A 15,833-nucleotide genomic window follows, 5' to 3' on the forward strand; every position below is an offset into this window, starting at 1 on the left:
CCGTACTCTTACGGCCATGCGACACGGCTCGATCCCGGGCGCCGGAGGGCGCGTACGACCGCTGTCCCTGTTCGGGGACCCGGTGCTGCACACGCCGTGTGCGCAGGTCACCGACTTCGGCCCGGCGCTGGCCCGGCTGGTCGAGGACATGTACGCGACAATGTACGCGGCCCAGGGCGTGGGACTGGCCGCCAACCAGGTGGGACAGGGCCTGCGGGTCTTCGTGTACGACTGTCCGGACGACGAGGAGCGGCGCCATCTGGGGCACGTGGTGAACCCGCGGTTGGTGGCGGCGGACGGAGAGGTGCTGCGCGGTCCCGAGGGGTGCCTGTCGCTGCCCGGCTTCGAAGCGGGTACACCGCGGTTCGACCATGCGGTGGTGGAGGGCGTCACCGTCGTCGGCGAGCCGGTGCGGATACACGGCACCGGCTTCTTCGCGCGCTGCCTGCAGCACGAGGTGGACCACCTCGGGGGGAGCGTGTACACGGAGCGGGTCACCGGATGGCGCCGGCGGCGTGCGCTGCGCGCGGCGGAGCGCTTCTCGCAGGGGCGAGCGCCCCGGGACCCGGCCGCCTCGTCCGCCCTTCGGGCCCCTGCCGGTACCTTTCCGGTGCCCTGAGGGTCCAGAGGCGCCGCCGGGCGGCCCTGACGGCCCGGTGTGCGACCCGCGGCCCGGTCCCCGAACGCCGGACGGGGCCGTCCGGCCGCCGCTGCGCCGTCCTTCCGGCCGATCGGCGGAGTGGACCCGGCGGGTACCGGCGGGCGGCCCCGCCCGTCAGAAGCGGGGGCCGCCCGCCACGTCGCCCGCGGCGGCCAGCCGGCCCCACAGCAGGTCGGCCAGGCTGTGCACCAGGTCCGCGCGGGAGCACGGGCGCTCGGCGAGCCACCAGTCGCCCGCCGCGTGCATCATGCCGACGATGCCGTGGCCCCACACCCGCGCCAGCCGGTCGCCCGCAGGGCCGAGGTCGACGCGCTCCTCTATGACCTTCGCCAGTTCCTCACCGAGGCGGCGCAGCAGGGGGGCGGAGTGCCGGCCCACGTCGAAGCCGCCCTCGCTCTGGGACCCGGCCTCCGCGGGGTGCATCAGGAACCGGTACACCTGCGGGCGGGCCTCGATGGCCGCCAGATAGGTGTCGAGGGTGGCCTCGACCCGCTTGCGGCGCTCCGCGGGCGCGTCCAGCGCGGCGCGCAGCGCCTCCAGGAGGGCGTCGGTGTGGCGCTTGGCGAGGGCGGCGTACAGTCCCCCCTTGTCGCCGAAGTGGCGGTAGAGGATCGGTTTGGTGATGCCCGCCTCGGCGGCGATCGCGTTCATCGAGGCGCCGGGCCCGTCACGCAGCACCACCCGGTCGGCTGCCTCGAGCAGCTCGCGGCGCCGCTGCTCCGGGGAGCGCTGCGGCTCTGTCCGCTGTGTGGTGTCCATGGTTTCTCCCCGCCCGTGCTGAGTCGGTGACGCCTGCGCAAACTAACACCTGTCCGGCGGTCGACCTCGAACGCGCTGCCGGGCGGGGGAGGGGCGCCGGGAGTTGACATTGGCTACCGGCCGGTAACAGACTCCCGTTACCGCAGGTAATGCATGGCGGAGAGGCCCAGGAGGGGACATGGCGGAGTTCACCATGGAACTCAACGACGAGCAGAAGGAGGTCCAGGACTGGGTCCACGGCTTCGCCGCCCAGGTCATACGTCCCGCGGCCGCCGAGTGGGACGAACGCGAGGAGACGCCCTGGCCGGTGATCCAGGAGGCCGCCAAGGTGGGCATCTACTCCCTGGACTTCTACGCGCAGCAGTACTTCGATCCCACCGGACTCGGGCTCCCGATGGCCATGGAGGAGCTGTTCTGGGGGGACGCGGGCATCGCGCTGTCCATCGTGGGCACCGGCCTCGCGGCCGTCGGCGTGCTCGCCAACGGCACCGAGGAGCAGATCGGCACCTGGATCCCGCAGATGTACGGCGACGCCTCTGACGTGAAGGTCGCCGCGTTCTGCTCGTCGGAGCCGGACGCCGGGTCCGACGTGGCCTCGATGCGCACCCGCGCCGTGTACGACGGGGCCAAGGACGAGTGGGTGCTGAACGGCACCAAGACCTGGGCGACCAACGGGGGCATCGCCAACGTCCACGTGGTGGTCGCCGTCGTCGACCCCGAGCTGGGGTCCAAGGGGCACGCCTCCTTCATCGTCCCGCCCGGCACGCCCGGCCTGTCCCAGGGGCAGAAGTTCAAGAAGCACGGCATCCGCGCCTCGCACACCGCCGAGGTCGTCCTCGACGACGTGCGGATACCCGGATCCTGCCTGCTGGGCGGCAAGGACAGGCTGGACGAGCGCCTGGCTCGGGCCCGGGAGCGTGCCAAGGGCGGCGAGAGGCTCAAGAACGCCGCCATGGCCACCTTCGAGGCGTCCCGCCCCGCGGTCGGAGCGATGGCGGTCGGCACCGCGCGTGCCGCCTACGAGGTTGCGCTGGACTACGCGAAGACCCGTGAGCAGTTCGGCCGCCCCATCATCGACAACCAGGGCGTCGCCTTCCAGCTCGCCGACATGCGCACCCGTATCGACGCGGCGCGGCTGCTCGTGTGGCGCGCCTCGTGGATGGCGGCGAACGGCAGGCCGTTCACGTCGGCCGAGGGATCGATGTCGAAGCTGTTCGCGAGCGAGGCGGCCAAGCAGGTCACCGCCCAGGCGGTGCAGATCCTCGGCGGCAACGGCTTCACCCGGGAGTACCCGGTCGAGCGGATGCACCGCGACGCGGCGATCTACACGATCTTCGAAGGCACCAGCGAGATCCAGCGCCTGGTCATCGCGCGGACCCTGTCGGGCATGCCGATCCGCTGAGGCGGGAGCAGCAGGACACGCGCGGAGCGTCGCCGCAACGCGGCCCCCTCCCCGGAGACGGGAGGGGCCGTGGGCGCCTGCCGGAAGCCGTTGGCGTGCCTGGGGGAAACACCCGCGCCTGGCAGAAGGCCGCCTCCACGATCCGGGCGCAGGGTGGAGGCCGCACGCGAACGCGCCGCCCGTTGTCCCTGCGCGCCGAGAGTGCTCGAACACGCCGCGTGTGACCACGGAGCCCCCGCACCGGTGGGCGGTGCGGCGGCCCCCGCGCCTTCGCCCTGCAAGCGCCGACGCAGGTGCCGGGGTCCTCCGGAACCTGCCGGGGTCCTCCGGAACCTGCCGGGGTCCTCCGGAACCTGCCGGGTCCTCCGGGCCTTCCGGCGCAGCCGGCCGGGTGCGTGGGGTGCGTGGGGTGCGTGGGGTGCGTGAGGTGCGCCGGGGCGCCGGGTCACGCCGGGGCCGGCGGGCTGTTCTCCTTCGGGGTACGCCGCGACTGCCACCCTTCGAGCGGCGGGCCGTGCCGCAGTGGTGTCAACTGCTCGATGTCGTAGCGGCGCCGCAGTTCCTCGATGGCGGCGTGGTCGGGCGGGCCGCCGCCCGAGAGGATCTCCAGCAGCTCGTCGAAGTACCGCTCGTGGTCGGGCGGCGGCGAGGCCTGGAAGAACATCTTCGCGGGGCTTCCGGTCGGGTTGGCGAAGGCGTGCGGGCAGCCGGGCGGTACCAGGATGACGGTCCCCGGCGCGGCCCGCACCACCCGGTTGCCCGACGTCGACTCCCAGCGCTGCCAGCGGTCGGGGGTGCGCACCCGCGGCTCGAAGGCGAGCACGTCGAGCTCGCCCTCGAGCACGTAGAACAGCTCCTCGCTCTTGGTGTGCACATGAGCCCCCACGTCGAAGCCGGGCGGCACCATCACCTCGAAGCTCGACGCGCTGCGCGAGTGCGAGCCCGTCACCTTGAACGTCACCTGCTGGGCGGGCGTTCGCACCGTGCGGCCGTGTCCCGGCGGCACCAGCAGGCCCTCGGGCGGGGTGAGCGCGGTCATGGTTCTCCCTGGGGGCTGGTCGCCGGCCGGGGCCTCCTCGCACCCCGCGGGCGCGGCAGGAGGCCCCGTCACCGGGGTGGGCGGGCGCCGGTCACCATGTGACGGGCAGGGCTTCCGGTCCCCGGATCAGCGCACCGCGGCGCCAGGGGACCTCCTCGGGCGGCACCGCGAGCCGCAGCCCCGGCAGCCGGTCGAGCACGGTGTCCACCATCAACTGGGTCTCCATCCGGGCGAGGATCCCGCCCGGGCAGTAGTGCGGCCCGTGCCCGAAGGACACGTGCGGGTTCGGACTGCGCTCGAGGTCGATACGCTCCGGGTCGGGGAAGACGTCCGGGTCGCGGTTGGCGGCCAGGTACGAGACGTAGACCGGCTCGCCGGCACGGATCTGCGCCCCCCTGATCACCACGTCCTCCATGGCGATCCGGGACAGGCCGACCGCGGAGCGGTGCGGGATGTACCGCAGCAGCTCGTCCACGGCCCCCGGGCGCAGCTCCGGCTCGGCGCGCAGCCGCTCCGCCAGCTCCGGGCGGGTCAGCAGCAGGTAGAACATCTGCCCGCTGTTGTTGGTGACCGCCTCACCGCCGATCTGGATCAGTACCGCGAGTCCCACGGCCTCTTCCACGGTCATCTCGCCCCGGCCGACCGCGGCGCCCAGCAGGGAGGTGACGTCCTCGGCCGTGCTGTCGTGGCGCTCGCGGACCAAGTCCGTGAAGTACGCCGCCATCTCGTCCTTGGCCTGCTCGCTGAGGTGCGCGCCGTGCGAAGAGGACAGGATCAGTTGGGTCCAGGTGTGCATCCGCTCCTGGTCCTGGGCCGGGACGCCCATCAGCTCGCAGATGACGGCGATGGGGAAGGGGCTCAGCACGCGCTCCGTGAGGTCGGCCGGCGGCCCCTGCGCGATCATCGCGTCCACCAGAGCGTCGAGTGCGGCCGCCGACCGCTGCCGCACCGCCTCCACGCCCCGTGCCGTGAACGCCGGGGCCACCGCCCTGCGCAGCCGGGTGTGGTCCGGCGGATCGGCGAAGCCCACCGCGCCCGGTACCGGGATGAAGTGCGGCGCGAGCCGGGTGACCTGCTGTTCCATGACCGCCGCACGGCTGAACCTGGTGTCGTTGGTCACCATGCGCACGTCGTCGTGGCGGGTGACGAGCCAGGCCCAGCCCTCGCCGTTGGGCAGCCGGATCCGGGTCACCGGGCCCTCCCGCATCAGCTCGGCGAGCACCGGGTCGAAGTCCACTGCGGTCAGGTCGAGCGCGGGCCAGAACCTCACGGGCGGCAGATCCCGGGGATCGGCACCGGCCGCAGCCCGTGCCGTGCGGTCGCCCGGGTCGTCCGCCGGGGCGCTCGCGGGGTCCTCCGCGGGGTCGTCGAGGACCGCCGGCCCGGTCGTCGTGTCGTCGGTCATACGGTGACCTCCACCGCGGCGGGGACACGGTCGGCGGACGTCCAGCGGCCGAGTGCCATCTCGGCCGTGATGCCCGGGCCGAATCCGGCGAGCAGACCTCGGGCGCCGTGCTCGGCGCCGCCCTCCTCGAACAGCCTGCGCAGCGCGTCCAGGACGACGGCGCTGGCGATGTTCCCGTACTCCGTGAGCGTCTCCCTGCTGAAGCGGAACGCCTTGGGCGGTACCCGAAGGTACTTGGTGAGGTCGTCCAGGATTCTCGGGCCACCGGCATGGATGATGTAGAAGTCCAGGTCGGAGGCGTCCCAGCCGTGGAGTCCCGCGAGCTGTTTGAGTGCGGGAGCGAGCGGTTCCATGGTGCCTGGCACCCGTTTGTCCAGCAGGAAGTGGAACCCTGTCTCACGGACGTCGTAGGCGATCCAGTCCTCCGTCTTCGGGATCAGGTAGGAGCCGTTGCGCTCCAGTTGGACACCGGTACCGCCGCTGCCGCGCACCACGGCCGCCGCGATCCCGTCGCCGAACAGCCCGTTGGAGAGCAGCGAGCCCACGCCGAGATCGGTCGGCTGGTAGCACAGCGAGCAGAACTCGCAGGCGACGATCAGCGCGTTCTTCTCCGGGTAGGCGGTGCAGAAGTCGTGGGCGCGGTTGATCGCGGCACCACCGGCGGCGCAGCCGAGCTGGGCGATCGGTATCTGCCGGGTGTTGCTGGGGAAGTCGAGCACATTGATCAGCCAGGCGGTCAGCGACGGCATCATGAAGCCGGTGCACGACACGTAGATGATCACGTCGATGTCGGCCGGGGTGAGGTCCGCGTCGTCCAGGGCGCTCAGCACGACGCCGGGCACCCGCGCCTTGGCCTCCGCCTCGTAGAGCTTGTTGCGCTGTTCGAAGCCCGGGTGCTTCAGGGTCTCCGAAATGGGTTGCACGATGTGCCGGGTCAGTACGCCGGTGTTCCCGATGAGCCGCAGGGCCAGGGGGAGTTGGGGATGGTTGGCGTGGTGGGCCCGCGCGAGTTCGAGCGTCTCCTCCATGGTGATGACGTGTTCCGGCACGGAGACCGTTGGTTTGCACAAGGTGGCCATAAGCGTGAGCCTTCTCTCGCCCCCCGAGTGTGAAGGTGGTGTCCCCACGATCTCCTGAGCCGGCGTGGATATCGCGCCGGACTACTCCAGATTGGGAACACCGCGGGCCGCGGGCCGCAGGAACGGGCCGCGGCGCTCTAGCGGAGGTCGGCCGGCGTCGGACGGTCCCGGCCTGCCTCCGCGTCCTGTCCGTACCGCCGCTCCCAGACGCGGCGGATGTCCTCGACGAGCGCGGCGCGGGAGCGCGCGCTCGGCACGGGGTGGAGCAGGATCAGTTCGTAGTGTCTGCGGTCGATGCCGCCCGGGCGGTGCCGCCACCGCCCGTGGTCGTGCCGCACCGTCAGGTCCCGCGCGCAGCCCGAGGCCGCCCATCGGTCGGCGAAGGGCGCGAACCGCCGGTCGATGCCCGGCGGACCGCCGTGTGGGCGCCCGCTGCCGAGCAGCAGTCCGACCCCGCCGTACGTCTGCACCGGTGCGAACGGCACCGCGGCCCTGGCGGGGGAGCGCTGCGCCAGGGCGGGCGGCGGATCGTCGAGGACGGCGTAGGTGGCGGGCACCGCGACGGTCAGTACGGCGAACGCCGCACCTGCGATGGCCAGGCGCGTACGCGGGTGACGGAACCGCATCTTCGGGGATCCTCACTGCTCGTCGGCTGGGTGTCGCCCACTGTGGCAAGGAGCGAAGGCCGCGGATACCCCACGTTCGGAAGCTGACGGTCAAACCACTGGTTTGGTGTATATATTCACAAGACAGTCATCTAGGACAACCGGCTCCACCGGTCATGATGGATACGGGCTCGATCGTGACCGTTCCGTCGTGGTCGATCCCGGTCACGGGCGTGGCGGCGCCTGGGTGTGGCCTGGCGGCGCGGGTGTGGCGGTCGCGGGTACGGGCGTGGCGACGCCGGGCGTGGGCCTGGCGTCCGGCACCGCCGCGTGCCGCCGGCTCGCCCTCGGGCGCCGCTGCCGCTCCTCAGGCGCGGCTGCCGCTGCTGTGCGCGATGCACGCCACGTCGATGCGGTCGGCCAGCTTCGCCAGCTCGATGGTGAGCGTGGCCACCGTGTCCTCGTCGAGGTCGTCCCGCCCGGAGTGCACCAGGTGCAGCCAGTGGCCCCCGACGGCACGGAGCAGCTTGCTGACGTCGGCGGCCGCCACGTGCAACTGGCCGTGGTGGTCGATGATCAGGGGCGGTGTCACTTCACGACCCACTGGACCCTCCCGGGAGGACGACGACCCTGTGGATCGTAACCGCTCCGGGCGCGTGCGACGCGCAGCAGCGCGCGTGCCGGGCGGCGTGCCGGAAACCGGGTGCGCCGCGGGCGCCCGGTTCCCGGCCCGCGGCCCGCTCAGGCCCGCTGCCAGACGGTCGTGGTGTTGCAGAACTCGCGGATGCCGTGCCCCGACAGCTCACGCCCGTAGCCGGAGCGCTTGACACCGCCGAACGGGAGGGCCGGGTGGGAGGCGGTCATGCCGTTGACGTACACGCCACCGGCCTGGAGGTCGCGCACGAAGCGCGCCACGTCGCCGTCGTCACGCGTCCAGACGTTGGAGCTCAGTCCGAACGGCGTGTCGTTGGCCAGCCGTACGGCGGCGTCGAGGTCCGGCACCCGGTAGAGCGAGGCCACGGGCCCGAACGCCTCCTCGTGGTGGATGCGCATCGCGTCGGTGACGTCCGCGAGCACCGTGGGGGCGTAGTACCAGCCGCGCTCGCCGAGTCCTTCGGGCCGCTGCCCGCCGCACAGGACCGCGGCCCCCCGCCCCACGGCGTCGTCGACCAGCTCCTCCAGGTCCGCACGGCCCCGTTCGCTGGACAACGGCCCGACGTCCGTGTCCTCGTCCATCGGGTCGCCCACCCGCAGCGCCCGCATCCGGTCGGTGAACAGCCGGGTGAACTCGTCGTAGACGTCCGTGTGCACGATGAACCGCTTCGCAGCGATGCAGGACTGCCCGTTGTTCTGCACGCGCGCCGTCACCGCCGTCTGCGCGGCCTGCTCCAGGTCGGCCGACGGCATCACCACGAAGGGGTCGCTGCCGCCCAGCTCCAGCACCGTCTTCTTGACCTCGTCCCCGGCGATCGACGCCACCGAGCGGCCCGCGGGCTCGCTGCCGGTGAGCGTCGCCGCGGCCACCCGGGGGTCGCGCAGCACGTCCTCGACCGCCCCCGACCCGATGAGCAGGGTCTGGAAGCAGCCTTCGGGGAAGCTGGCCCTGCGGAACAGGTCCTCCAGGTAGAGCGCCGTCTGCGGCACGTTCGAGGCGTGCTTGAGCAGGCCCACGTTGCCCGCCATCAGGGCCGGCGCGGCGAACCTGACCACCTGCCAGAGCGGGAAGTTCCACGGCATCACGGCCAGCACCACGCCCAGCGGGCGGTACACCACCCGGACCCGGTCGGCCCCCGAGTCCGCCACGTCCGCGGCCGAGGGGTGCTCGTCCGCGAGCAGGGACTCGGCACGCCCCGCGTACCAGCGCATCGCCTTGACGCACTTCGCGACCTCCGCACGGGCCTGGGCGAGAGGCTTGCCCATTTCGGTGGTCATGACGCGCGCGACGTCCTGCTGGTCCTCCTCCAGCAGGTCGGCGGCGCGGCCGAGCAGCACCGCACGGTCGCCGAAGGTGGTGTTGCGGTAGGCGGCGAAGGCCGCGTCCGCGGTCGCGATCCGCTGTTCGACCTCCGCGGCGCTCAGGGCGTCGTAGGTCTTCAGCGTCTCGCCGCTGGCCGGGTTCACCGTCGCGATGGGCATGGATACGACCTCCTGGAGCCGGTACTTCGACCTTGACCCGGCGCACGGGAGTCCGCAAACGCGCCGCGTCCGGGGACGCCCCGCGTACCCGCCCGCACGCGACCCATGCGCGGCGGCACGGCAGGGGCCGGGGCGGCGCGCGGTGCGGGCGCGGGCGCGGCGTGCGGCGCGGGCCCGTGTGCGGCGCGGGCCCGTGTGCGGCGCGGGGACGGCCGGGCCGGCGGTGGCGCGGGCGCGGCGGGTCGCCGGCCTGGCTCGGGCCTCAGCGCGCGGCGACGTGTTCGGCCAGCCGGTCCAGGAACGCGGTCTGGGCCTTGACGATCCTCTCGCGGGCCCCCGCCAGCGGGAACCACGCGACCCGGTCGAGTTCGGGGAAGGCGGCGGTGCGGCCCGAGCCGCGCGGCCACTCCATGGTGAACGTTCCCGGGGTCACCGCCCGCGGATCGAGGTCCCCGCGCACGGCCCACGCGGTCACCACCTTCCCGCCGGACTGCCGGACCTCGCCCAGCGGCACGGGTTCGCCGTCCGGCGCGGGCAGCCCCAGCTCCTCGGCGAACTCGCGGCGGGCCGCCTCCCAGGGCTCCTCGGGCGGCTCGTACTCGCCCTTGGGCAGGGTCCACGCGCCGGCGTCGCGACGCGCCCAGAACGGGCCGCCCATATGGCCGAGCAGGACCTCCGCACGGTCCGCCGCCCCTCGGCCGGTGTCCTCGGGCGCCGGCCTGAACAGCAGGAGCCCGGCGCTGCGCTTCTCCGTCATGCCTCCAGTGTGGGGGCTCGCGGTGCCCCGGGCCCCGGCCGCGGTCGCGCGGGGCGTCCGGGCGTCGCCAGCCTGGCGTCAGGGGTGCGCGGCGAGGACCGTCTCCACCGTGTCCGCCTGCTCCGGGGTCTTGTCCTCCCGGTAGCGCACCACCCGCGCGAAGCGGAGCGTGACACCCGCCGGATACCGGGTGGACCGCTGGAGTCCGTCGTAGGCGATCTCCACCACCAGTTCCGGACGGACCGTCACCACATGGCCGTCGTCGTCCAGCGCGAGCGCCCGCAGCCGCTCGGTCTGCCAGGCGAGCATCCTGTCCGTCAGGCCCTTGAAGGTCTTGCCGAGCATGGCGAACGAGCCGTCCGCAGCCCGCGCGCCCAGGTGCAGGTTGGACAGCGTGCCGGTACGCCTGCCGTGACCCCACTCGGCGGCCAGCACGACCAGGTCCAGGGTGTGCACGGGCTTGACCTTCAGCCAGGAGGCGCCGCGCCGGCCCGCGCGGTACGCGGCGTCCATGGCCTTGACCACCACGCCTTCGTGGCCGCGCGCCAGGGTCTCGGCGAGGAACGCCTCCGCGGCACGGCGCGACGGGCCGTCGGCCGGGTCGGGCACCACGGTGCGCCGGACCCGCATCGGCTCCGGGACGAGCCGCGCCAGCTCCTCGTGGCGCCGGTCGAACGGCAGCGCCAGCAGGTCGCGGCCGTCGACGGACAGCGCGTCGAAGAAGACCGGTGACACCGGGAGCGCCGCGGCCGCCGTCGCCACGTCCAGGCGGGAGCCGACCCGCCCCGCGATGTCCTGGAAGGCGCGCGGGCGGCCGTCGTCGTCCAGCGCGAGCACCTCGCCGTCCAGGATGAAGCTCTCGGCCCCGCACTCCAGCGCCGCGGCGGTGACCTCGGGCAGGCGTTCGGTGATGTCGTCCAGGGTGCGGGTGTAGACGCGCACCGTGCCGCCCTGCCGGTGCACCTGGACGCGGATGCCGTCCAGTTTCTCCTCCACCGCGCACGGTCCGAGCCGGTCCAGCGCGTCGCCGACCGATGCCGCGCTCCTGGCCAGCATCGGCTGCACCGGGCGGCCCACGGTGAGCCGGAAGTCCTCCAGCGCCCGCGGGCCACCGGCCAGCAGTGCCTCGGCCACCGCCGGCAGGGAGCCCGCCAGCATCACCGCCCGCCGTACCTCCGCCGCCGGTGCGCCGGTGGCCTGCGCGAGGCCCTCGACGGCCAGCGCGTCCAGGGCACCCTGGCGCACCTCGCCGGTGAGCAGTCCGATCAGGAAGCGCTGCTCGTCCGCCGTGGCCGCGCCCAGCAGCGCCGCCACCAGGCGGCGGCGCTCTGCGCCGGCGCCGGCGCCGGCGACCGTACCGAGCCGGGTCAGGGCGGCGTCCACCTCGCGCACGGTCAGGGCCGGGTCCGGTGCGGGCGGCACCGGGTGCCGCAGCACGCTCCAGCCGATGCCGAGCCGGCCCTGCGGCAGCCGGCCGGCGAGGTAGGGGATGACCACCGGCACGTCCGCGGGCTCGGCGTCCCGGAACAGCTCGGCCAGCAGGGCGGTCTTGCGGGACCGTGCCGAGGTGGCGGCGACGTCCCGGGAGACCTGGGCCAGCCGGGCGAACAGCATGCAGCCATCGTGCACCCCCGCTCGCCGTGGCGCCCAGCCGTGCCGGTGTGCCCGGCGGGTTGAGGAAACTTTTGCCGATGGCTTGATAGCGGTGGGTCCGGCGGGGTGGGCGCCACCGCGGCCCTGGGGGAGCGGGGGCTCGGAAGACCCCGGTGCCCGGGGTGCGGAACCGTGGACGGCTGGAATGCAGCGGTAACGGGGCCGGGGTTGTCAAGGCCACGTTGACCTTCGTAGCCCCCGTGACCCACGCTCGTAACATAGGTGCTGGATACAACTGATTCCGCGGTCCGGCAGCCTCGGGGGCATCGCCCCTGGTCATTGAGGTGCCCGAGGTCCGGGCGTGGAATCATGATCGGGAGGAAACGGGATGTGTGGCATCACCGGCTGGGTCTCCTTCGACCGTGACTTGGCGGCTTCCGCCGAGACATTGGATGCAATGACGGAGACGATGTCCTGCCGGGGCCCCGACGACCGGGGTACGTGGATCGGCGGGCCCGCCGGGCTCGGACATCGCAGGCTTGCGATCATCGACCTGCCGGGCGGCCGCCAGCCGATGAGCGAGGAGACGCCCGAGGGCACCGTCGCCCTCGTCTACTCCGGGGAGGCGTACAACTTCACGGAGCTGCGCCGCGAGCTGACCGGCCGCGGCCACCGGTTCAAGACCGACTCGGACACCGAGGTCGTGCTGCACGGCTACCTCGAGTGGGGCGAGGCCGTGGCCGAGCGGCTCAACGGCATGTACGCCTTCGCGATCTGGGACGCCCGGCGCGACAAGCTGGTGATGATCCGCGACCGCATGGGCATCAAGCCCTTCTACTACTACGAGACGCCGGACGGCGTGCTGTTCGGCTCCGAGCCCAAGGCCATCCTGGCCAACCCGCTGGCCCGTTCCCGGGTCACCCTGGACGGCCTGCGGGAGCTGTTCACCTTCGTCAAGACGCCCGGCCACGCGGTCTGGGACGGCATGCACGAGGTGGAGCCCGGCACGGTCGTCACCGTGGACCGCACCGGCCTGCGCCGGCACGTCTACTGGCAGCTCGAGACCCGGCCGCACACGGATGACCGCGACGCCTCCATCGCGCGGGTGCGCGAGCTGCTCGACGACATCGTGCGCCGTCAGCTCGTCTCGGACGTGCCGCGCTGCACCCTGCTCTCCGGCGGCCTCGACTCGTCCGCGATGACCGCACTGGCCGCCCGGATGCTCGGCGAGCAGGGCGAGCGGGTGCGCAGCTTCGCGGTGGACTTCGTCGGCCAGGCGGAGAACTTCGTCGCCGACGAGCTGCGCCTGACGCCTGACACGCCGTTCGTGCACGACGTGGCGCGCGAGTCGGGCACCGACCACCGGGACATCGTGCTGGACTCCAACGCGCTGGCCGACCCCGAGGTGCGGGCCCGGGTGATCCGCGCCCGTGACATCCCGGCCGGCCTGGGCGACATGGACGCCTCGCTCTACCTGCTCTTCAAGGCCATCCGCGAGCACTCCACGGTGGCCCTGTCGGGTGAGTCCGCGGACGAGGTGTTCGGCGGCTACCTGCAGTTCTTCGACGAGGAGGCCCGCAAGGCGGACACCTTCCCCTGGCTGGTCCGCTTCCAGCAGCACTTCGGCGACGACGCCGGTGTGCTGCGCAAGGACCTGACCGCGTCGCTCGACCTGGGCGCGTACATCGCCGACAGCTACCAGCAGGCGATAGCCGGTGTGCAGCGGCTCGAAGGCGAGAGCGACTTCGAGTTCCGGATGCGCAAGATCTGCCACCAGCACCTGACCCGTTTCGTGCGGGTGCTGCTGGACCGCAAGGACCGCGCCAGCATGGCCGTCGGGCTGGAGGTCCGGGTGCCGTTCTGCGACCACCGCCTCGTCGAGTACGTCTACAACACCCCCTGGTCCCTGAAGTCGTTCGACGGACGGGAGAAGAGCCTGCTGCGCGAGGCCACCGCCGACCTGCTGCCGCGCTCGGTGTACGACCGGGTCAAGAGCCCCTACCCGTCCACCCAGGACCCGAAGTACGCGATCGCCCTCCAGGAGCATGCCAAGGAGCTGCTGTCCCGCCCCTCCCACCAGGTCTTCGACGTCATCGACGCCGGCCTGGTGGAGCGTGCCGCGTTCCGCGACGCCCCGCAGATCAGCCAGGCGTCCCGGCGCGGCCTGGAGCGCACGCTCGACCTCGCGCTCTGGCTGGACATGTACAAGCCGGAACTCGTCCTGAGCTGATCGCACCGCACCCGGCCGGGACCGGCGCCCGGCCGGGAACGCCCCCGGCCGGGCGCGGGCCCCGGCCGGGTGCGCGCGGCGCGGTCACGCGCCCCGGACGGCCGCGCGGGCCCGCGGACGGCGGACGGAGAGTCGGGCCATGTCCGTCTCCGAGCCGCGTCCCGCACCCGCCGGCCCGGCCGGGGCCGCGTCGTTGTCGGCGCGTCCTCGGCCGGGCCGGCGGGTGCGGGACGCGGCACTCCGCGGGGTGGGCGATCGCGCTGCTGCTCTCGTCGCTGATCGGCCTTCGGCGCCCGGGGGGTGCCGGCGCGGAGGGCCCGCAGGGAGCCGCAGGTCCCCGTGAGTGATCGCGCGCGTGGTCGGTCCGGGTGCGGCGCGAGCGCGTCCGACTCGTGGCGGCGCCCGTGTGTCGGGGATCATATTAGACAGGTTAACTTTGCAGTTAGGCTGCCTATCTTTTATGCTGAGTGTATGCAGCACACATCCGACCGCACTCCCGCACGGCTCCCGGAACCGCGCCGTGGGCGCCCGGCGGGGCCGTCGGCACGGCCGGGTGAGCCGGTGATGCGTGGCCGCACCACGGACCTGCGGACCCGGTCCGCGCAGGCTGCGGGCGCCGCGGGCCCGGCGCAGGCGCGGAGCGCGGGGCCCGGCACGCGGGACGGCGGCTTCAGCGCCCGGCTCACCGCGCCCCTGCTCCTCGGCTCCCTGCTCAACCCGCTGAACACCACCATGATCTCCACCGCTCTGGTGGCGATCGGCCATGCCTTCGGCATCGGCGCCGCCCAGACCGCCTGGCTGATCTCCGTGCTCTACCTGGCGAGCGCCGTCGCCCAGCCCGTGCTCGGCAGGCTCGCGGACGTGCTCGGGCCGCGCCGGGTGTTCCTCGCCGGTCTCGTCGTGGTCGTGGCCTCGGGCCTGGTCGGAGCCCTGGCGCCGACGTTCGGCTGGCTGGTGGTCTCCCGGCTGCTGCTCGGCATCGGCACGTCCGCGGCCTATCCCGCGGCCATGTCGGTGCTGCGCGACGAGTCCCGCAGGATAGGCCGCGCCACACCGCGTCCGGTACTCGCGCGGCTGTCCTTCGCCGCGCTCGGCAGCGCCGCGGTGGGCCCCACCCTCGGCGGTCTGCTGGTGACCGCGGTCGGCTGGCGCGGCATCTTCGCGGTGAACGTGCCGGTGGCCCTGATCGCGTTCGTCAGCGCCCTCTTCTGGATCCCCGCCGACCCACCGCGGACGGCGTCCGCCCGGACCGGGGCGGCAGCCGCCGGCGCCGCCGCGCCCGCGGGCAGCGCGGCCTCCCGGGCCGGCGGCAGGCCCGGCGCGGCCATGGACCCGCTCGGCATCGGACTGTTCTCCACCGCGCTGACCGTGCTGGTGTTCTTCCTGCTCGACCTCGCGCACCCGATGTGGTGGCTGCTCGCCCCGTTCGCCGTACTGAGCAGCGCGCTGGTCGCCTGGCAACTGCGCTGCGCGCATCCGTTCATCGACCTGCGCATGCTCGCCCGCAACACCGCCCTCGCCCGTACCTATCTGCGGCACGGCGTCGGCTACCTGCTCATCTACTGCGTGATGTACGGCTACACCCAGTGGTTGGAGGAAGGCAGGGGCTTCTCGTCGGGGCACACGGGCCTGCTGATGCTGCCGATGTCGGTGTGCGCGCTGGTCTGCTCGCTGCTCGGCGCCCGCACCAAGGGCATCAGGGCCCCGCTCACCGTCGGCAGCATCCTGCTCACCATCGGCGCGGGCATCCTGTCGCTCGTCGGCGGCGCCACCCCGCTGGTCGTCCTGCTGCTCGTCGGTGCGTGCTTCGGCATTCCGCAGGGGCTGATCGGGACCAGCAACCAGGCTGCCGTGCAGTCCCAGGCCCCCGCCCAGGACATCGGCGCGGCGGCCGGACTCCAGCGCACCGCCCAGTACATCGGTGCCATCACCGCGTCCAGCCTGATCGCACTCGCCTACGGGCAGCGGGCGAACGACGCGGGCCTGCACCTGATGGGGATGGCCGCCGGGGTGCTCGGAGTGCTCCTGATCGTCCTCACGGTCACCGACCGGGCCCTGCGGCGCCGTTCCTGATCCGCCTGCCCGCTCCGATCCGTCTGCTGCGCCCGCCGCCCCCGCCGTGTCCACTGCGCCCGGCCGGTCTGCTGCCCCCGCTGGGGCCCGCGGG

12 protein-coding genes and 1 pseudogene are annotated in these 15,833 nt (G+C 73.2%); 4 read left to right on the top strand and 9 right to left on the bottom strand.

What is annotated here, in order from left to right:
• Nucleotides 1–16: 16 nt before the first annotated feature.
• Nucleotides 17–619 (top strand): peptide deformylase, encoded by a 603-nt coding sequence (def, locus tag IE313_RS25370; protein ID WP_189936077.1) that lies wholly within the window; start codon nt 17–19, stop codon nt 617–619.
• Between the two features lie 156 nt (nt 620–775).
• Here the strand turns inward: def and IE313_RS25375 are convergent, their stop codons facing one another.
• Nucleotides 776–1,420 (bottom strand): TetR/AcrR family transcriptional regulator, encoded by a 645-nt coding sequence (locus IE313_RS25375; protein WP_189936079.1) that lies wholly within the window; start codon nt 1,418–1,420, stop codon nt 776–778.
• 178 nt (nt 1,421–1,598) lie between these two features.
• Here IE313_RS25375 and IE313_RS25380 point away from each other — a divergent pair, with 178 nt between their 5' ends.
• Nucleotides 1,599–2,822 (top strand): acyl-CoA dehydrogenase family protein, encoded by a 1,224-nt coding sequence (locus tag IE313_RS25380; RefSeq protein ID WP_189936081.1) that lies wholly within the window; start codon nt 1,599–1,601, stop codon nt 2,820–2,822.
• Between the two features lie 514 nt (nt 2,823–3,336).
• Here the strand turns inward: IE313_RS25380 and IE313_RS25385 are convergent.
• From IE313_RS25385 to IE313_RS25420, 8 genes and pseudogenes are all read right to left on the bottom strand, one after another.
• Nucleotides 3,337–3,861: pseudogene (locus tag IE313_RS25385) on the bottom strand (cupin domain-containing protein); the annotation flags it as partial.
• A gap of 91 nt (nt 3,862–3,952) precedes the next feature.
• The gene (locus IE313_RS25390; RefSeq protein WP_189936085.1) at nt 3,953–5,266 is read right to left on the bottom strand and encodes a cytochrome P450; all 1,314 of its coding nucleotides are present in this window, start codon (nt 5,264–5,266) and stop codon (nt 3,953–3,955) included.
• On the bottom strand, nt 5,263–6,345 hold the full coding sequence (locus tag IE313_RS25395; RefSeq protein WP_189936087.1) for a type III polyketide synthase: 1,083 nt from the start codon (nt 6,343–6,345) through the stop codon (nt 5,263–5,265). The genes IE313_RS25390 and IE313_RS25395 overlap by 4 nt, the downstream gene beginning before the upstream one ends.
• A gap of 137 nt (nt 6,346–6,482) precedes the next feature.
• The gene (locus IE313_RS25400; protein ID WP_189936089.1) at nt 6,483–6,971 is read right to left on the bottom strand and encodes a DUF3574 domain-containing protein; all 489 of its coding nucleotides are present in this window, start codon (nt 6,969–6,971) and stop codon (nt 6,483–6,485) included.
• A 346-nt stretch (nt 6,972–7,317) separates the two neighbouring features.
• Nucleotides 7,318–7,554, bottom strand: coding sequence for a DUF6213 family protein (locus tag IE313_RS25405; protein WP_189936091.1), 237 nt, complete (start codon nt 7,552–7,554; stop codon nt 7,318–7,320).
• Nucleotides 7,555–7,691: 137 nt separating this feature from the next.
• Nucleotides 7,692–9,086, bottom strand: a complete 1,395-nt coding sequence (locus IE313_RS25410; protein ID WP_189936093.1) for an NADP-dependent succinic semialdehyde dehydrogenase — start codon at nt 9,084–9,086, stop codon at nt 7,692–7,694.
• 262 nt (nt 9,087–9,348) lie between these two features.
• Nucleotides 9,349–9,843 carry an NUDIX hydrolase gene (locus IE313_RS25415; protein ID WP_189936095.1) on the bottom strand — a complete coding sequence of 165 codons (495 nt, stop codon included), beginning with the start codon at nt 9,841–9,843 and terminating at the stop codon, nt 9,349–9,351.
• Between the two features lie 78 nt (nt 9,844–9,921).
• Entirely contained in the window at nt 9,922–11,457 is a 1,536-nt protein-coding gene (locus IE313_RS25420) for an ATP-dependent DNA ligase (RefSeq protein ID WP_189936097.1), read from the bottom strand.
• A gap of 367 nt (nt 11,458–11,824) precedes the next feature.
• Here IE313_RS25420 and asnB point away from each other — a divergent pair, with 367 nt between their 5' ends.
• Together asnB and IE313_RS25430 are read left to right on the top strand one after the other, a co-directional pair.
• Entirely contained in the window at nt 11,825–13,666 is a 1,842-nt protein-coding gene (gene asnB, locus IE313_RS25425) for an asparagine synthase (glutamine-hydrolyzing) (RefSeq protein ID WP_189936099.1), read from the top strand.
• Nucleotides 13,667–14,230: 564 nt separating this feature from the next.
• The gene (locus IE313_RS25430) at nt 14,231–15,739 is read left to right on the top strand and encodes an MFS transporter (protein WP_189936101.1); all 1,509 of its coding nucleotides are present in this window, start codon (nt 14,231–14,233) and stop codon (nt 15,737–15,739) included.
• The last annotated feature ends 94 nt before the right edge of the window (nt 15,740–15,833 follow it).

Source organism: Streptomyces sulfonofaciens, assembly GCF_014656295.1.
GTDB lineage: Bacteria > Actinomycetota > Actinomycetes > Streptomycetales > Streptomycetaceae > Streptomyces > Streptomyces sulfonofaciens.